Source organism: Streptomyces sp. NPDC007088, from assembly GCF_042869355.1.
Lineage (GTDB): Bacteria > Actinomycetota > Actinomycetes > Streptomycetales > Streptomycetaceae > Streptomyces.
In genome coordinates this window covers 162,154-178,876 of record NZ_JBIAFO010000002.1, presented here as the reverse complement: position 1 = coordinate 178,876, position 16,723 = coordinate 162,154, and the positions used below count along the sequence as shown (strand labels likewise).

Below are 16,723 nucleotides of genomic sequence, written 5' to 3'. Positions count from 1 at the left end.
GTTACTTGACCGCGGTCTGGGAGACGTCGAGGACGCCGGTCCAGTCGCTGATGACGACGTTCTTGACGGCGGTGCCGGCCAGCCGCTTGTAGACGGGGTGGAACAGCGGCACGACCAGGGCCTTCGCACCGATCTTGTCGTCGAGGGCGCCCCAGCGCCTGGCGGCCTCGCCGAGGTCGGTGACCTTGTTGATCGCGTCGATCTCCTTGTTGACGGCCGGGTCGTTCAGGCGCGCGCTGTTGAAGTTGTAGCCGTCCTTGACGATCTGGCGTCCGTCGAAGACGGGGCCGATGAAGGGACCGCCGGAGGGCCAGTCGGCGCCCCAGCCGGCGAGGAAGGCCCCCGGCTGCGTCTTGACGTTGTACACGGTGTCGCTGTAGCTGCCCGGGTCGATGCCCTTGAGCTTGACCGTGATCCCGGCCTTCTTCAGGGCGTCCTGGAGCGCGGTGGCGATCTCCGGGCTGGTCGCGAAGTTCTTCGCGTTGTTGTGGGTCAGCGTGATGGTGAGGCCCTTCTTGTACCCGGCCTGCGCGAGCAGCTTCCTCGCCTTGGCCGGATCGCCGCTCTCCCCGGCCGGGAACGGGTCGGCGCCGGTGTAGCCGAAGGACTTCTGGTTGGGCAGGAAGGTGGTGGCGGGCTCGGCGAGCGAGGAGCCGCCGGCCGCGTTGATCACCGAGGAGCGGTCCACGGCGTAGGCGACGGCCTCGCGCACCTTGGGGTTGTCGAAGGGCTTCACCTTCGGGTTGAACGCGAGGTAGTTGGTGTAGCCGAAGTGCCCGGTGCCCACCCGCGCGGCGAGCTTCTTGTCGCCGGTGACCTTGGCGAGTTCGGAGGGGCCGAGGTTGGTGTCGGTGGTGACGGCGGCGGCGTCGGCCCCGGCGCTCGCGGACAGCCGCTGGTTGATGACGGCCGAGTCGAGGCCGGAGCGCACGTCGATGCGGTCCGGGTACGCCTTGCGCTGGTCGTCGGTCTTCGCCGACCAGTGCGGGTTGCGCTTGAGGACGACGCGCTCGCCGTCGTTCTCGTTCCTGACGACCTGATACGGGCCGGAGGAGACCGGGTGCTTCTCGTACTTGGTGCCGGTGTCCTTGGCCTGGGGAACGGGCGCGAACTGGGTCTGGGTCGCGAGGAAGGGGAACTCGCCCTCGGGCTTGTTGAGATGGAAGACGATCGTGGACTCGTCGGGGGTCTCGATGGAGTCGAGCCCCTTGCCCTTGTCCTTGAACGGCCCCTGGTAGTCGGCGCCGCCGATCAGCCAGTCCCGCAAGTAGGGCGCACCGCCGGAGAGTTCACCGGCGAAGGAGCGCTCGATGCCGTACTTGATGTCGGCGCTGGTGATCGGGGAGCCGTCCTCGTAGGCGAGGCCCTTCTTGAGGTGGTACGTCCACACCGTGGCGTTCTTGCTGGGTGTACCGGTGTCGGTCGCGAGGTCGGGGACGACCTTGGCGCCGGCCGCGCCGCTCTGACGGGCGCGGGTGGTGAGCGTGCGGAAGACGAGCGAGGGGATGTTGCCGCCGCCGGAGGTGTAGAGCCGCCCGGGGTCGAAGTCCTGCAGCGGCTCGGCGTTGAGCACGGTCAGGGTGCCGCCCTTGTGCGGGGCGCCGGAGGCGGCGGACGTGGCCTTGTCGCCGGAGGAGGCCGTCGTACCGGAGTCCTCGGGGCCGCAGGCGGCGAGCCCACCGGCCAGGACGAGGCTCACGGTGAGCGCGGCGAGACCGCGCGTGGGGAAGGACGATGGACGGCGCATGTGCGGTGTTCCCTTGGACGTGCCGCCGACAGGGGGCGGCGGAGAGCTGCATGGGGGTCCGGACCCGGGGCCGCGCGGGGTGCGCGGGGCCGGGGCGGAGGGTGCCGCGTCCGGAGCCGGGCGTGCCGGACCGCGGACGGGAAGGGGAAGGGGGCCACGCGGGGGCCTGGAACGGCCGGGCGGGCGAGGTGGTTCAGCTACAGATGATGTCGGCCACGCACAGCGCGGTCACGCCGATGAGCGCGAGCTCAATGGCGTGCGGCGGTACGCGACGGGTTGACATGCGGGAAAATATGATCGATATCCGGACCGTTGTCAACGCGTTGCGGATCAGCCACCACCCATAACTGGTCATATCGCACAGCGGGGCGGTCACGGCGCACGCCGGGGCCGCGCGGCCCCGGCGGGACAGTCCCCGGGCGGGACCGCCCCGGCGGAAGGGTCACTCCTTGGGGAACGGCCAGGCGTTCGGCAGGCAGTGGATGCCGTCGTGGTCGAGGAACTTGGTCTGCTGCTGCATCACCGGGGCCAGGGAGCCGTCCACCGCGCAGCTCACGTGGTTGTGCCCGAGCCGGTGCCCGACCTCGTGGTTGATCAGCATCTGCCGGTACGGGTGGATCGCGTCCCCGTAGGTCACCGAACCCTGCGCCCAGCGGTAGGCGTTGATCATGACGCGCTCGGTGGCGGCGGAGTCGCAGGACACGTTGTCCACGGTCGTGTCGAGGCCCGATTTGGCGCACCAGTCGGCCGTGGTACCCGGGCTCGCGAGCGTCACCACGAAGTCCGCCCGCGCGGTCGAGACCCGCTCGAAGGCGCGTTCCTGTCCGTGCGCCCAACTACGGTCGTCGTTCAGGGTTTTCTGTACCGCGTCCGCGAACAGGGCCCCGTCCAGGCCGAGTCCGCGTTCGACGTCGACGCGGTAGCGCAGCAGCTGCCTGCCGGAGCGCGGGGCGGCGGCCGAGCCGGGCACCGTGGTGAAGGCGCCCGAGGCGTGCAGGTCGGCGGCGAGCGGATAGGTACGCCCCATCAACTCCTCGTAGGTGGCCCGTCTCGGGCGCGCGGGCTTCTCGCTCGGAGTGGGCCGCTTCGCGTCGAGTTTCGTCCTCGGGGAGCCGTCCTGCCCGGCCATGATTTTGGCTTTGCCGGACCCCGTCCCCTGCCCGGAGACCACGACGCCCAGGCCCAGAGTGACGGCGGCGGCACAGGCCCCGGTGACGAGTCCGGCCCGGCTCAGGCGGCGGCGCCGGGGAACCCCGGAGGCGGCCGTGCCGTGCGGCCCGCCGGGTCCCCCGGGCGCGCCCGGACCGGCGGGTGGGACGGCGTCGGCCCCGGCGGCGTCGGGGGCGGAGCGCCGCTCCGGTTCACGCGTGAGGGGGACGCGGGGACGGAACAGGTCGCCCCCGTCCCCGTCCCCCTCCTCGGCCCCTTGGTCCCGGACGGCCGGGGGCGGCGGTGTGGTGCCCCGCGCACCGGCGGGCTCCTCGTCGAAGGCCGCCAGATACTCGTGCCGGGGCCCCGGCATCCCGGCCCCGGGCTCCCGCACGGGCGGCCGGGCGGCCGCGACGGGAGGTGTCGCGGCCTTCTCGGCGACGCGCGGGGCGGCGGGGACCGTCGTGTCCCGTACGAAACGTCCGGGCTCCCGCTCCTTGCGCCCCGGCGCGTGCTCCCGCCGGTCCGGCTGCTCCCGCTGTTCTCGCTGTTCCCGAGGGACCGGCCGCTCCGCCTTCTCCGGCTGTTCCGCGGCGTGCGGTACCCGCAGCCCGCGGGCCTCGGGAGAGGCGGAGCGGGAGTCGCGCGCGTCGAGCGGGCCGAAGGGCAGGAAGGCGTCCTCGTGACCGGGTTCCTCACTCAACACGGCCCCGGGCCGCGGGTGTTCGGGGTGTTCCGGGTGGCCACCGCGGACCCCCGGGGCGCCACCGGCCGCCCCCGTCACCCGGGCGGTCCCACGACCGTGCGCGGTGGCCCCGGCGGGATCGGGGGCGCGACGCCGGCCCGTCCCCGGTGGAGGCGTCGGCCGCGCGCCGGCCGCGCCGGGCGCGGGGCGAGCCGCCACCTCGGGCGCGGCGGCGCGCCGCTCCTGTTCCTGTCCCCCCGGACTCGACGGACGGCTGTGACGTCCCACGCGCCCCCTCAGCTTCCTGTGTGCGTCTCCCGGCCGGGCGGCCCGGTCACGGTCCTGCCCTCCCCTTCGGGGAGTTCCGCGGTCTGTGCGAGCAGTTCCCTGACCGCGTCGGCGACGATATGCGGATATTCCATCATTGCGACGTGTCCGGCGTCCGGGAGGGTCAGCAACCGCGATTCCCGGAAGGCGGTGGCCGCCTTGCGCGCCATGCGGAAGGAGACCAGCCGGTCCCGGCCGCCGTACACCAACAGGGTAGGGGCCAGAACGCGTTCCGCCTGCCGCCACAGGCCCTGCTGGCCGCCGAGTGTGTAGGCGTTGACGATCCCCCGGGCCGAACGGGTCATCGCGTCCCAGAAGTAGGGGAGGGCGAGCCGGCGTTCCATCTCGTGGACGGCGTGCCGGTACCCCTCCTCGTCGACCCGGCGCGCGTCGCCGTAGGTGAGGGAGAGGACGCCCCGGGTGCGGTCCTCGGCCGTCCACCCCTTCGTCATGCGGAAGAACAGGGAGGCCACTCCGGGCAGCGCGAGCAGTCCGGTGGGCACGGCGGTGCGCTGGATGCGTATCTCGGGCAGCGCGGGCGAGACCAGGGTCAGGGAGCGCACGAGGTCGGGGCGGGCCGCCGCGACCCGCGTGGCGACCGCGCCGCCCATCGAGTTGCCCGCGAGGTGCACCGGGCCCCGGCCACGCGCCTCGATGAGCCGTACGACGGTGCGGGCCTGACCGGTGATCGAGTAGTCCCCGTCGTCGGGCGGCGGGGACTCGCCGAAACCGGGCAGGTCCAGGGCCTCCGCGTCCAGCTCGTTCGCGAGGGACTGCATGAGCGCCGACCAGTTCTGCGAGGAACCGCCGAGGCCGTGTACGAACAGCGCGGGCGGCAGTCCGGCACGGGCGGGGGGCCGGGAGCGCACGACGAGGGTGCGGCCGGGCAGTTCGACCGTGGTCAGCTCCTCGCCCGGAGCGACCCGGACGGCGCTCACCCTGGGTTCGGCGGCGGCGGGTACGGGAGGCAGTTCGGAGGACACGTCGCAATGTTACGAGACGATCACACCGCTGGTCGGTGTAATGGCCGTCACAGCGCCATACGGCCGCCCGGCCGCCGCGGGCACCACGTAGCGGTCCGGGCCGCTTGCTCCTACGCTCGGGAGCACAGGGAGCACGCGGACGGAGGGCGTCGGCCCGCTGTCGCCCGCGCGCCGCCCACCGCCTCCGCACCACCCGTCCGCGCCCTTCCGCCCGACCACCACACACCCGCCCGTGTCGGACGCGGCAGCCGGGGAAAGGCGAGTTCCATGACGAACGACCCCCGTGACATCCAGCCCCGCACCACCGTCAGCCCCGCCGGGAGCGCCGGGAGCGGCGTCGACCCGGAGGAGCCCGAGACCTTCGAGGACCCGGGCGGCCCCTACGATCCGGAGGCTCCGGAGCCCGACGACCTTCAGGACATCGACGAGGGGGCCGCCGAGAGCGCCGATCCGCTGGCCCGCCGCGAGGGCGAGCCCGCGGACGAGGCGGACCGGGCCGAGCAGTCCCTCGTCGTGGAGGAGGAGGAAGACGAATACCGCTGAAACTCCCGTAGCCCCTCGTACCACCTCTCACCTGCGGTTATCCCGTGTCCGGCCGGTGAATTGAGCGCGCACGCCGCGCACGGCACGGTTACCGAAAAGTACGATGGCGGGCGCGGGCACCGTCCCGCGTTCGCAACGATCCTGGGAGGCGGCGTGAGCGCCATCGAGCAGACAGAGGCAGCACGCCCGCGGGGCACCAGACTGCCGCGCCGCGCACGACGTAACCAACTGCTGGGCGCGGCGCAGGAGGTCTTCGTCGCGCAGGGGTACCACGCGGCCGCGATGGACGACATCGCGGAGCGGGCCGGTGTCAGCAAGCCGGTCCTCTACCAGCACTTCCCGGGCAAGCTCGACCTCTATCTGGCCCTGCTCGACCAGCACTGCGAGGCGCTGCTCCAGGCCGTGCGCGCGGCGCTCGCCTCGACCACGGACAACAAGCTGCGCGTCGAGGCCACGATGGACGCCTACTTCCGGTACGTCGAGGACGACGGCGGCGCCTTCCGGCTGGTCTTCGAGTCGGACCTGACCAACGAGCCGGCCGTGCGCGAGCGCGTGGACCGGGTCACCTTCCAGTGCGCGGAGGCGATCTGCGAGGTGATCGCGGAGGACACCGGCCTCTCGCGCGACGAGTCGATGCTGCTGGCCTCGGGCCTGGGCGGTCTCGCGCAGGTCGTGGCGCGCTCCTGGCTGCACAGCGACCGCAGCGTGCCCAGGGACACCGCGGTGCAGTTGCTGACCTCGCTGGCCTGGCGCGGTATCGCCGGTTTCCCGCTGCACGGCGCCGAGAGCGCCTGAGCCCGCCACCCCCGCGGGCCGGTGTTCGCTGACGGCGTGCGGAGGGCGCGGCCGGGGTGACCTCCCTCCGGGCTAATGTGTGGCGTGTACGGCGCGCACAGCCGCGCACATCGGTGACCGTCGGAGGGACAAAAGCCGTGGAGGTCAAGATCGGCGTGCAGCACGCGCCTCGCGAGATCGTTCTGGAGAGCGGGCAGTCCGCCGCGGAGGTCGAGCAGGCCGTGTCGGAGGCCCTGGCGGGCAAGGCCCCGCTGCTCAGCCTTGAGGACGACCATGGCCGCAAGGTCCTGGTCCCCGCCGACCGGCTGGCCTACGTGGAGATCGGCGAGCCGACCGTCCGCAAGGTCGGTTTCGGCGTCCTCTGAGAGGACGGGCGGCCGGGTGAGCCCGGCAGCGCAACAGCACAGAAGGGGTGGTCCCGGCCGGGACCACCCCTTCTGCCGTGTGCGCGTGCGGGCTCCGGCGGCCCGGCTTACGGTCGATCCGCGACCCCTTCCGATCATGAATCGACGCTGAAGGGGCAGCCGGTAGTCAGCGGTCCGTATCCACCGGCCGGGGAGGATTGTTCCCCGTTGGCCTCGGGTAGGACGGCTACGACCGAATTGCCCCTCTACAGGCGTCCGGGAGGAAACCGCATGATCGTGGAAACGCTGGGCTCCGTCGCAGTCGGTCTCGCACTGGCCTGGCTCGCCCTGCACCGGCTCGCACACCGGCTGCCGCACCGCTCGCTCGTGCTGTCCACCGGCGGCGTCGGCGGCGCCTTCGGGGCCTTCGTGACGCACACCTCGCTGGGTCCGGGCCACGTGACGCTCACGCTGCTGGGGGCGGTCGCCTTCACGGCGGCGCTGCTGTCCCTGCTGCTGCGCCCGGCCCGCCGGCGCCGCCCGCACCCGCGCTCGGCCTCGGCGGCCTGAGCCGGGGCGGGGCCGGGCTCCGCTCAGGGCCGAGCGGCCCGCACCGCGGCCCTCAGCCGCCTCAGGAGGCCAGCCCCAGGGCGGCCATCCGCTTGGTGTGGGCCTCGGTGATGCGGGAGAACATGCGGCCGACCTCGGCGAGGTCGAAGCCGTCGGCCACCCCGCCCACCAGCATCGTCGAGAGCGCGTCCCGCTCGGCCACCACCCGCTGGGCCTGCGACAGCGCCTCGCCCATGAGCCGGCGGGCCCACAGCGCGAGCCGGCCGCCCACCCGGGGGTCGGCCTCGATCGCGGCCCGTACGTTCTCCACCGCGAAGTGGGCGTGTCCGGTGTCGGCGAGGACGGTCAGCACCAGATCCCGGGTGTCGCTGTCGAGCCGGACGGCGACCTCGCGGTAGAAGTCGCTCGCGATGGAGTCCCCGACGTACGCCTTGACCAGGCCCTCCAGCCAGTCCGAGGGGGCCGTCTGCTGGTGGAAGGCGTCGAGCGCGGTCGCGAAGGGCTGCATGGCCTCCTCGGGCACCGCGTCGATCGCGAACAGCCGGTCGCGCAACTGCTCGAAGTGGTGGAACTCGGCGGTGGCCATGTTCGCCAGCTCGGCCTTGCCCTTGAGGGTGGGGGCGAGCTTGGCGTCCTCCGCGAGCCGCTCGAAGGCGACCAGTTCCCCGTACGCGAGGGCGCCCAGGAGGTCCACGACGGCGTCCCGGTAGCGGGGGTCGGCCGAGCTGTCGGCCCAGTTCCGGGCGGCGATCGTGGTGGGTGCGGCGGCGGTGTCAGGCGTCTCCATGAAGCGCACAATAGCCCGCTGGGAGAGGGCCGGGCCGAGCGCGCCGGAGAGTGTGACGACCACGACGTCCGGCGTTCACCCGGCACGGCTGGGTGTTTTGGGGGTACAGTGGTAAAGCGCCCGCCGAATATTCGGCGAGCCTGTACTGATGAGTACGCTTGTGAGTACGTATGAGGATGCCCGGTCGGTGGCCCGATCGGCTCCGCCCCCGACAGCCCTCCCGGCGGTGCGCCCAGCGCGTGCGGCGGCGGAGGGGCCCTCAGCGGTAACGAGCGCTCTGAGCGTCGGCAGTGGTCCCGCGCGACCCGGCCCGTCCCCGTATAGCGGCCGGCGGTTCGTGGCACGGTAACAAGACCCCCGCGTTCGCCTCGTTCCGCCTCACAGAAGAGGCAACACCCTGACTACGCAGACTTTCCGGGATCTGGGGATTCTCCCCGAGACGGCCGAGGCCCTCGAAGCCGTCGGCATCGTCCACCCCTTTCCCATCCAGGAACTGACCCTCCCCGTCGCCCTGGCCGGCTCCGACGTCATCGGCCAGGCCAAGACCGGCACCGGCAAGACCCTCGGCTTCGGTCTTCCGCTGCTGGAACGCGTCATCACCGCCGCCGACGTCGAGGCCGGGCGCGCCCGGCCCGAGCAGCTGACCGAGGCCCCGCAGGCGCTGATCGTCGTCCCGACCCGCGAGCTGTGCACGCAGGTCACCAACGATCTCCAGACCGCCGGGAAGGCCCGCGACGTGCGGGTCCTCGCCATATACGGCGGCCGCGCCTACGAACCGCAGGTCGAGGCCCTGAAGAAGGGCGTCGACGTCGTCGTCGGCACCCCGGGCCGCCTGCTCGACCTCGCCGGCCAGAAGAAGCTGAACCTCTCGCACGTACGGGCCCTCGTGCTCGACGAGGCCGACGAGATGCTCGACCTCGGCTTCCTCCCGGACGTCGAGAAGATCATCGGCATGCTCCCGGTCAAGCGCCAGACGATGCTGTTCTCGGCGACCATGCCGGGCGCGGTCGTGGGCCTGGCCCGCCGCTACATGTCGCAGCCCACGCACATCAACGCGACTTCCCCCGACGACGCCGGGCAGACCGTCGCCAACACGGAGCAGCACGTCTACCGCGCGCACTCCATGGACAAGCCCGAGATGGTCTCGCGCATCCTCCAGGCGGAGGGCCGCGGCCTCGCGATGATCTTCTGCCGGACCAAGCGGACCGCCGCGGACATCGCGGAGCAGCTGGAGCGGCGCGGTTTCGCCTCCGGCGCGGTCCACGGCGACCTCGGCCAGGGCGCCCGCGAGCAGGCGCTGCGCGCCTTCCGCAACGGCAAGGTCGACGTGCTGGTGTGCACGGACGTCGCGGCGCGCGGTATCGACGTCGAGGGCGTCACGCACGTCATCAACTACCAGACGCCCGAGGACGAGAAGACCTACCTGCACCGCATCGGGCGCACCGGCCGGGCCGGGAAGTCGGGTACGGCGATCACGCTGGTGGACTGGGACGACATCCCGCGCTGGCAGCTCATCAACAAGGCGCTCGAACTGCGCCACCCGGACCCGCCCGAGACCTACTCGACCTCCCCGCACCTGTACGAGGAGCTGGGCATCCCGGCGGGCACCAAGGGCGTGCTGCCGCGTGGCGAGCGCACCCGCGCGGGCCTGGGCGCGGAGACGGTCGAGGACCTCGGCGAGACGGGCGGCAAGCGCAAGCGGGGCGGCGCCGCCGCCCCGGCGCGCTCGGGTCCCGCTCCCGCCGAGGAGCGGCCCGCGAGTGCGCGGCCCCCGCGCCGCCGTCGTCGTACCCGTTCCGGTGAGCCGGTCGCGGAGGGCGAGGGCCAGCCGGTCGCCGAGTCCGCGGGCGGCGAGGCCACCGCCGAGGAGGCGCCGCGCACGCCCCGCCGGCGCCGGACGCGCGCGGCCGCCCCTTCGGCGCGGTCCGCCGAGGTGCCCGAGCAGAAGACGGCCCCCGAGGCCGAGACCGCCGGCTCCCCGGTGGCCGAGGCCCCGCGCAAGCCGCGGCGCAGGACGCGTACGCGGCGCCCCTCGGCCGACGGCTCCGAGAGCTGACGGACCGCGGACGAGCGAAGAGAACGAAGCCGGTCCGGTACCCCCGTGGGGGTGCCGGACCGGCTTCTTCGCGTTCCGGCCGCCGGGCGGGGCGGGGCGGGCCGCGCCCGGCGCGCGGGAGGGCTCCCGGCCGCGGGGAATCGCGGCTGGTGCGCGGCGCGCTCCTGGTGCGGGAGGCGGGCGCGGGGCCCGTGCCGGGCACGGCGGCGGGCGGGCGGGCGGGCCGCCCGCCGGGAAAGGTCCCGTCGGACCGGCCCGCGCGCCGGGGGCTCGGCACCGAGCGGGCCAGTGGATAGCCTCGGGACATGAGCAGGCCGCCGACCTTCACCCCGCCGCCCGGTACCGTCGCCCTCCGGCTCGACTCCCGAAGGGGGGAGTTCGCCGCGCTGGAAACCCGCCCGGCGGGCCCGCCGCGGGCGACGGCGCTGCTGCTGCCCGGGTTCACGGGCAGCAAGGAGGACTTCCTGCCGCTGCTGCCGCTGCTCGCGGACGGCGGCTACCGCGTCCTCGCGGTGGACGGCCGGGGGCAGTACGAGACCCCGGGGCCCGAGGACCCCGGGGCGTACGCGCAGCAGGCCCTCGCCGAGGACGTGCTCGCGCAGGCCGCGGCGCTCGGCGCGGGGCCGGTGCATCTGCTCGGCCACTCGCTGGGCGGGCACATCGCGCGCGCGGCCGTCCTGCGCGAGCCGTCCGCCTTCCGTTCGCTCACCGTGCTGTCCTCGGGCCCGGCGGCGGTCTCGAACGGGCAGAAGGACAGGCTCGCCCTCCTCTCGCAGGCGCTGCGCACCATGGAGAAGGGGGCGGTGTGGGAGGCGATGCAGGCGCTGGAGTCCCCGGAGCAGATGGCCGGGGAGCACGCGCCCGCCGTCCCGGTCGACGACTACCTGCGGGAGCGCTGGATGCGTACGAACACCCAGCAACTCCTCACCACAGGGCATGAGTTGACGGTGGAACCGGACCGGGTGGCGCCGCTCGCCGCGACCGGGCTGCCGCTGCACGTCGTGTCCGGGCAGACCGACGACACCTGGCCGGTGGAGTGGCTGGACGAGATGGCGCTGCGGCTGGGCGCGCGGCGCACGGTGGTGGAGGGCGCGGGCCACTCCCCCAACACGGACCGGCCGCGGCCGACCGCGCGGGCGCTGCTCAGCTTCTGGGATCGCTGTCCGGCATAGGGAACAGCGTGCGCAGGTGCTCCCAGAAGCCGTCCCGCAGCGCCCTGCGCAGATCGGACTGGCCGCGCAGGGAGTACTGGAGCAGGCTCTCGGCCTCCACCAGCAGGTCCTGGTCGACGGCGCCCGGCAGGTAGGGGCCGGGCAGCACGTCGGCGAGCGCCTCGCGGCCCCGGGTGCCGAGCCAGGTCGCGGCGATCCGCTTGCCGACGAAGTGGACGTCCTCGCGGGTGGGCCGGGGCACGATGTTGGAGTCGAAGGTCATGACGGTGCGCCGGGCCACGTACGGCTTGAAGAAGTCGAGGTAGAGGGTGCGCTGCGTGTCCGCCTCCCACAGCAGCGGGTCGGCCTGGTTGCGCAGGCCCTCGGGCGCCTCGATGCCCCACAGGTGCACGCGGGTCCCGTAGCCCTGGGCGGCCTCGACGGCGGGGACGAGGTCCTCGTCGCCACCGAGCAGGACGGCGTCGCTCAGGGCCCGGTGGCGGGCCAGGGACTCCAGGTCGCTGCGGATGAGGGAGTCCACGCCCTTCTGCTGGTTGTTGGCGTTGAGGTTGCCCAGGCGGACCTTGACGTCGGGCAGCTCGGCGATGGACTGCTGCTCGGCGGTGTGGATACGGCGCCGGGCCCCGTCGTACCAGTAGACGCGCAGCAGCCTGCTGTGCGGGAAGACGCGGCTCGCGCGCTCGATGAGGGCGTCGACCACCCCCTGGGCGTCCAGCTCGAAGGCGCGCCGGTCCTCGGTGCCGGTGGCCAGGCGGCCGGCCGCGGCGTACAGGTATCCCGCGTCGACGAAGACCGCGTGGTGGGAGGAGGCGGCCAGCTCACCGGCCACGCGCTCCAGCAGTTCGTTGGTCCGGTCGATGCGGGCGCCGAGGGCCGCGAGTTCTTCGTTCATAGGCTGTTCATTGTCCGGGTCGTCACGCAGCGAGCACAACCGCTCTCGCTACCCGCGAGTAATTAGCCCGGCGAAAGTTTTCCTTAGCCAAGGGAATGTTTGCTGAGGGCAACCCGTTGTTCCCTACGGAGCGCGGGACACCCCTGTCCCGCAATCCACTCTTAACGGGCGGGCAACGCGTTTGTCCGCCCGAGGGGGCCAGACTCGTGTCAGGGCTCCCGCACACACAGTTCTCCTCCAGGAGGATCACCCGGACGAAGGGAGAAGCCCATGCGCTTCGAGATCATGCGCCTTGATGACGTGGATGGTTCCGCAGTGGACAGCACAGTCGTCGATGCCGCCTCCGTCAACCGGATCGTGCAGCAGGCGGCCGAACTCGGCCAGCGGCTCTACATCCGGCCGGCCCAGGCCCCGGCCTCGTAATTCCTGATCGCACCGATTGCCGTTTATCGAAGAAGCCCCCCGTACGGGTTCCGTACGGGGGGCTTCGGCGTGTGCGCGGGGCCGGGCGGGCGCTCAGGCGTTCTGGACGACCTGGGTGACGCCGTTGATGATCTGCTGCACGGCGATGGCGGAGAGCATCATCCCGGCGAGCCGGGTCACCAGGACTACCCCGCCGTCCTTGATGACGCGGATGATCAGCAGGGAGTAGCGCATCGTCAGCCACAGCACGACGTGCATCGCGAGGATCGCGGCCCATACGGAGACCTGCGAGCTGAGACTGTCGGCGTGCTGCACGGCGAGGATCACCGAGACGATGGCCCCGGGCCCGGCGAGCAGCGGCATGCCGAGCGGGACGAGGGCGACGTTGACGTCCTTGGTCTGCTTGGGCTCGTCGGTCTTCCCGGTGAGCAGGTCCAGCGCGATGAGCAGCAGCAGGAGACCGCCCGCGATCATCAGCGCGGGCACCGAGACGTGCAGGTAGTCGAGGATCTGCTGACCGAGCAGCCCGAAGACGACGATCACGCCGAAGGCCACGCACACCGCCTGGAAGGCCATCCGGCGCTGGAGCCGGGCGGGCCGGCCCGCGGTGAGGGCCAGGAAGATCGGGGTGATCCCGGGCGGGTCCATGATCACGAAGAGCGTGAGGAAGAGGGAGCCGAAGACGGCGATGTCGAACACGGTGGGCCTTGCGGTGAGAGGAGACGTACGGGGGCGTGGGGGCCTCGTCCGGTCCGCCGCGCGTGACGGGACGTCATGCGGTACGCGGCCCGGGGGTGGTCCGGGAAGGGGCCGGGGCGGTTCCGCGCGCACCGGACCGCGAGGGCGGGGGCGGTGCGAGAGCGGCCGCCCGGCGCCCCGTGGACGGGGAGGCGGGAGGACGGGCGGGTGTCACGGCCCGGGACCCGGGCCGTGACCGGCGATCCGCCGGGTGGGGTACGGCGCTCAGGCGGCTCCGCCGGCGCCGGGGACCGGGAAGGCCCCCGTGGCACGGCGGGTGATCTCGCCGTAGATCTCGGGATCGGTCGTGAAGGCGCCGAGCCCCACGGTCTTGCGGCTGCCGTGGTAGTCGCTGGAACCGGTGGCGAGCAGGCCGAGTTCCCCGGCCATGGCGTGCAGCCGCCGCCGGGTCGCCGCGCCGTGGTCCATGTGGTCGGCCTCGATGCCGTCGAGACCGGCGGCGGCGAGTTCGGCGATCGCGCTCTCGGGGACGACGCGGCCGCGCGAGGAGGCCAGCGGGTGCGCGAGGACGCTGACCCCGCCGGCCGCCTTGACCAGGCGCACGGCGTCGAAGGGGTCGAGTTCCGCCTTGGGCGCGTAGGCCCGGCCCCCGTCCCCGAGCCACTGCGGGGTGAACGCCTCGGACACGGAGCCGACGACGCCGAGTTCGACGAGGGCGCTGGCCACGTGCGGGCGGCCCACCGAGCCACCGGCGGCGATCCGCTCGACCTGCTCCCAGGTCACCGGTACGCCCAGCTCGCGCAGGGCGGCGACCATGGCCTTGGCCCGGGGCACCCGGTCGTCGCGCACGAGTTCGCGGGCGGCGAGCAGCTCGGGCTCCTCGGGATCGAAGAGGTAGGCGAGCAGGTGCAGCCCGGTCCCGTCGAGCCGGCAGGAGAGTTCGGCGCCGGGCACGAGGGTCAGCGGGCGGTCGAGCCCGTCGAGGGCGCCGATCGCCTCCGCGTACCCGCGCGTGGTGTCGTGGTCGGTGAGCGCGAGGACGTCGAGCCCGGCCTCGACGGCGGCCCGCATCAGGCCGGCCGGGGTGTCCGTACCGTCGGAGGCCGTGGAGTGGGTGTGCAGATCGACGCGCACGACACGGTCTCCAGGGCGTTCGGCGAACAGGACATCGTCCAGGATAAGGCCCACGTGAAGGTGCCTGTACGAGTGGACGGGCGCCGTGACGGGACGGACGGCCGGCCGACGCCTGTACGGGTACGGGCCCCCGCACACCCGGACGCCCGGTCCGGCCACCACGACGAGGACGGGCCGCGCCCCCGTGCGCGGCGGACGGGCCGCTCCCCGGGTCCGGGAGGCGGCCGGCCGGTCTCACAGCAAGGTCGGTGAGAGCGCCCCGCACGGCAGCAGTTCCACTTCGGCGCCCGCCTCCCGCAGGTCCGTCAGGACGAGGTCCTCGTGCAGCAGGACCCCGGAGGACTCGGGGCGCACGACGATCCACAGCCGCACCCCGAGCGCCTCGCCGACGAAGACCGCGCGGTCGGCGGGCGCCTGGTCCAGGCGCCACAGGGACACCGGCCGGCCGGCCGCGAGGACCTGGGCCTGCGCGGGCTTGTCGGGGTTGAGTTCGGCGCCGGGACCGGGGCCCTCGAGCCCCGCGTAATAGGCGCCGAGGCCGACCCCGGGCTCCTCGGCGACCAGCAGGATCTCCTCCGCGCCGCCCTGGGCCGCGGGTCCCGAGCAGGCGAGGGCGACCGCGCGGGTGCCGCCGAGGTCGTCCCCGGCGGCGGCGACCCCGGTGTAGAGCCGGCCCACCGGCAGCGGCCACAGCATCCACACCGGGACGACCGCCTGCCTCACCACGACCGAGAGCACCTCGACGCCGGGCGGGAGCACGGGCTGGAGCGGGGGCACGGCTCCGTGGCGCGGGCAGGTCCAGTGGTCGGCGAACAGGCCGGGCGCACGCACCCGGCCACCGCACCTCGGGCAACTGGGTTCGCCCCTCATGCGGCTTACGGTCCTCCCCGCACGTGCCTCCGTCAAGGACGATCAGCACATTGCCGCCGGTCCCCGGGGGCACCGCCCCTCCCAGAGTTAGGTGCATCTTGCATTATTTAGCCCCGCTAACTTATTATGTGTATACGCCAACCATCTAGGGAGGGCCGGGTCCGCGGCCCACCGAGGGAGCTGGAATGCACAGCAGTACCGGGACCACGCGGCACACGGAGGCCGATCCGCTGGAGTCGGGATCGGGCAGCCTGCTGCGGCAGCCGAAGGCGGTCTGGGCCACGGCCGGCGCCTCCGTCGTCGCCTTCATGGGGATCGGCCTGGTGGACCCGATCCTCCCGTCCATCGCGAAGGGACTGGACGCCGACGCGAGCCAGGTCTCCCTTCTGTTCACCTCGTACTTCCTGATCACGGCCTTCGCGATGCTGCTGACCGGCTTCGTCTCCAGCCGGATCGGCGGCAAGAGGACGCTGCTGCTCGGCCTCGCGCTGGTCGTCGTCTTCGCCGCGCTGTCCGGGACCTCGGGCTCGGTCGGCGAGCTGGTCGGCTTCCGGGCGGGCTGGGGTCTGGGCAACGCCCTGTTCGTGTCCACGGCGCTCGCCGTGATCGTCGGCGCGGCCGCGGGCGGCAGCGCGGCGGCGATCCTGCTGTACGAGTCGGCGCTCGGCCTCGGCATGGCCTGCGGCCCGCTGCTCGGCGCCCTGCTCGGGAACGCGAGCTGGCGCTACCCCTTCTTCGGCACGGCCGCGCTCATGGCGATCGGCTTCCTGTGCGTCTCGCTGTTCCTGAAGCCGCAGCCCAGGCCGGCCCGCAAGACCTCGATCGTGGACCCGCTCAGGGCGCTGGGCCACGGCGGTCTGGCCTCGGCCGCGATCTCGGCGTTCTTCTACAACTACACGTTCTTCACGGTGCTGGCCTTCACGCCCTTCGTGCTGAACATGACGCCGTACCGGTCGGGCGCGGTCTTCTTCGCCTGGGGCCTGCTGCTCGCGGTCTTCTCGGTACTGGTCGCGCCCCGGTTGCAGAAGCGCCTCGGCTCGCTCAAGGTGCTGGGCGCCTCGCTCGTGCTGCTCGCCGCCGATGTCGTGGTGCTCGGCTACGGGGACCACACGACGGCCGTCGTGTGCACGATCCTGTCCGGCGCCTTCATCGGCGTGAACAACACGGTCTACACCGAACTCGCGCTCGGCGTCTCGGACGCCCCGCGCCCGGTGGCCAGCGCGGGCTACAACTTCGTGCGCTGGTTCGCGGCGGCCGCGGCCCCCTTCTTCGCCCCGAAGATCGAGGGCTGGACCGACGTGCACATCCCGTTCGTCGTCGCGGGCGTCACCGCCGTGGCCGGCGCGCTCGTCGTGCTCGTACGGCGCCGGGCGCTCACCCACGAGGCCGAGGCCGAGGCCCAGGAGCACGCCGTCGAGGACAGCGTGTCCGTGTTCGCCGACGCCGGCTGAGCCGGCCGCCCCCGCGCCCGCGCACAACGGGCCCCGCCGCTCGACAGGCGGCGGGGCCCGGTCGTTCATAGAGTCGAAAGCCGGGCCCGTCCGCCT

17 protein-coding genes are annotated in these 16,723 nt (G+C 73.1%); 8 read left to right on the top strand and 9 right to left on the bottom strand.

Annotated elements, in window-relative coordinates:
- Position 1: 1 nt before the first annotated feature.
- The 4 genes from ACFYMP_RS03920 to ACFYMP_RS03905 form a co-directional block, all read right to left on the bottom strand.
- The gene (locus ACFYMP_RS03920; protein ID WP_388850053.1) at positions 2-1,747 is read right to left on the bottom strand and encodes an ABC transporter substrate-binding protein; all 1,746 of its coding nucleotides are present in this window, start codon (positions 1,745-1,747) and stop codon (positions 2-4) included.
- A gap of 193 nt (positions 1,748-1,940) precedes the next feature.
- On the bottom strand, positions 1,941-2,030 hold the full coding sequence (locus tag ACFYMP_RS03915) for an Ms4533A family Cys-rich leader peptide (RefSeq protein WP_363148636.1): 90 nt from the start codon (positions 2,028-2,030) through the stop codon (positions 1,941-1,943).
- A 159-nt stretch (positions 2,031-2,189) separates the two neighbouring features.
- Entirely contained in the window at positions 2,190-3,602 is a 1,413-nt protein-coding gene (locus tag ACFYMP_RS03910) for a DUF3152 domain-containing protein (RefSeq protein WP_388850049.1), read from the bottom strand.
- Between the two features lie 275 nt (positions 3,603-3,877).
- The gene (locus tag ACFYMP_RS03905) at positions 3,878-4,891 is read right to left on the bottom strand and encodes an alpha/beta fold hydrolase (RefSeq protein ID WP_388850046.1); all 1,014 of its coding nucleotides are present in this window, start codon (positions 4,889-4,891) and stop codon (positions 3,878-3,880) included.
- 267 nt (positions 4,892-5,158) lie between these two features.
- Between ACFYMP_RS03905 and ACFYMP_RS03900 the strand changes: the two genes are divergently transcribed.
- The 4 genes from ACFYMP_RS03900 to ACFYMP_RS03885 all read left to right on the top strand — a co-directional run bounded on the left by ACFYMP_RS03900 (position 5,159) and on the right by ACFYMP_RS03885 (position 7,143).
- On the top strand, positions 5,159-5,434 hold the full coding sequence (locus ACFYMP_RS03900; protein ID WP_388850043.1) for a hypothetical protein: 276 nt from the start codon (positions 5,159-5,161) through the stop codon (positions 5,432-5,434).
- Between the two features lie 153 nt (positions 5,435-5,587).
- Entirely contained in the window at positions 5,588-6,229 is a 642-nt protein-coding gene (locus ACFYMP_RS03895; protein WP_388850040.1) for a TetR/AcrR family transcriptional regulator, read from the top strand.
- Positions 6,230-6,366: 137 nt separating this feature from the next.
- A complete protein-coding gene (locus ACFYMP_RS03890; protein WP_388850037.1) occupies positions 6,367-6,594 on the top strand; it encodes a DUF3107 domain-containing protein in 228 nt (75 codons plus the stop codon).
- A 270-nt stretch (positions 6,595-6,864) separates the two neighbouring features.
- Entirely contained in the window at positions 6,865-7,143 is a 279-nt protein-coding gene (locus ACFYMP_RS03885; protein ID WP_388850035.1) for a hypothetical protein, read from the top strand.
- Positions 7,144-7,204: 61 nt separating this feature from the next.
- On the opposite strand, the gene ACFYMP_RS03880 is transcribed toward ACFYMP_RS03885, so the two are convergent.
- On the bottom strand, positions 7,205-7,930 hold the full coding sequence (locus tag ACFYMP_RS03880) for a ferritin-like fold-containing protein (protein ID WP_388850032.1): 726 nt from the start codon (positions 7,928-7,930) through the stop codon (positions 7,205-7,207).
- A 397-nt stretch (positions 7,931-8,327) separates the two neighbouring features.
- Between ACFYMP_RS03880 and ACFYMP_RS03875 the strand changes: the two genes are divergently transcribed.
- The gene (locus ACFYMP_RS03875; protein WP_388850980.1) at positions 8,328-9,986 is read left to right on the top strand and encodes a DEAD/DEAH box helicase; all 1,659 of its coding nucleotides are present in this window, start codon (positions 8,328-8,330) and stop codon (positions 9,984-9,986) included.
- Positions 9,987-10,291: 305 nt separating this feature from the next.
- The gene (locus ACFYMP_RS03870) at positions 10,292-11,158 is read left to right on the top strand and encodes an alpha/beta fold hydrolase (RefSeq protein WP_388850029.1); all 867 of its coding nucleotides are present in this window, start codon (positions 10,292-10,294) and stop codon (positions 11,156-11,158) included.
- Here ACFYMP_RS03870 and ACFYMP_RS03865 read toward each other — a convergent pair.
- Positions 11,130-12,050, bottom strand: coding sequence for an NYN domain-containing protein (locus tag ACFYMP_RS03865; RefSeq protein ID WP_388850026.1), 921 nt, complete (start codon positions 12,048-12,050; stop codon positions 11,130-11,132). The two genes, ACFYMP_RS03870 and ACFYMP_RS03865, sit on opposite strands and share 29 nt — an antisense overlap.
- Positions 12,051-12,320: 270 nt before the next feature.
- Here ACFYMP_RS03865 and ACFYMP_RS03860 point away from each other — a divergent pair, with 270 nt between their 5' ends.
- Positions 12,321-12,473: a hypothetical protein gene (locus tag ACFYMP_RS03860; protein ID WP_363148623.1), complete on the top strand. Its 153-nt coding sequence runs from the start codon at positions 12,321-12,323 to the stop codon at positions 12,471-12,473.
- A gap of 93 nt (positions 12,474-12,566) precedes the next feature.
- Here the strand turns inward: ACFYMP_RS03860 and ACFYMP_RS03855 are convergent, their stop codons facing one another.
- The 3 genes from ACFYMP_RS03855 to ACFYMP_RS03845 form a co-directional block, all read right to left on the bottom strand.
- On the bottom strand, positions 12,567-13,172 hold the full coding sequence (locus tag ACFYMP_RS03855) for a MarC family protein (RefSeq protein WP_388850023.1): 606 nt from the start codon (positions 13,170-13,172) through the stop codon (positions 12,567-12,569).
- 264 nt (positions 13,173-13,436) lie between these two features.
- Entirely contained in the window at positions 13,437-14,306 is an 870-nt protein-coding gene (locus ACFYMP_RS03850) for a PHP domain-containing protein (RefSeq protein ID WP_388850977.1), read from the bottom strand.
- Positions 14,307-14,540: 234 nt separating this feature from the next.
- Entirely contained in the window at positions 14,541-15,176 is a 636-nt protein-coding gene (locus ACFYMP_RS03845; protein ID WP_388850020.1) for a DUF6758 family protein, read from the bottom strand.
- Positions 15,177-15,361: 185 nt separating this feature from the next.
- Here ACFYMP_RS03845 and ACFYMP_RS03840 point away from each other — a divergent pair, with 185 nt between their 5' ends.
- Positions 15,362-16,627: an MFS transporter gene (locus ACFYMP_RS03840; protein ID WP_388850017.1), complete on the top strand. Its 1,266-nt coding sequence runs from the start codon at positions 15,362-15,364 to the stop codon at positions 16,625-16,627.
- The last annotated feature ends 96 nt before the right edge of the window (positions 16,628-16,723 follow it).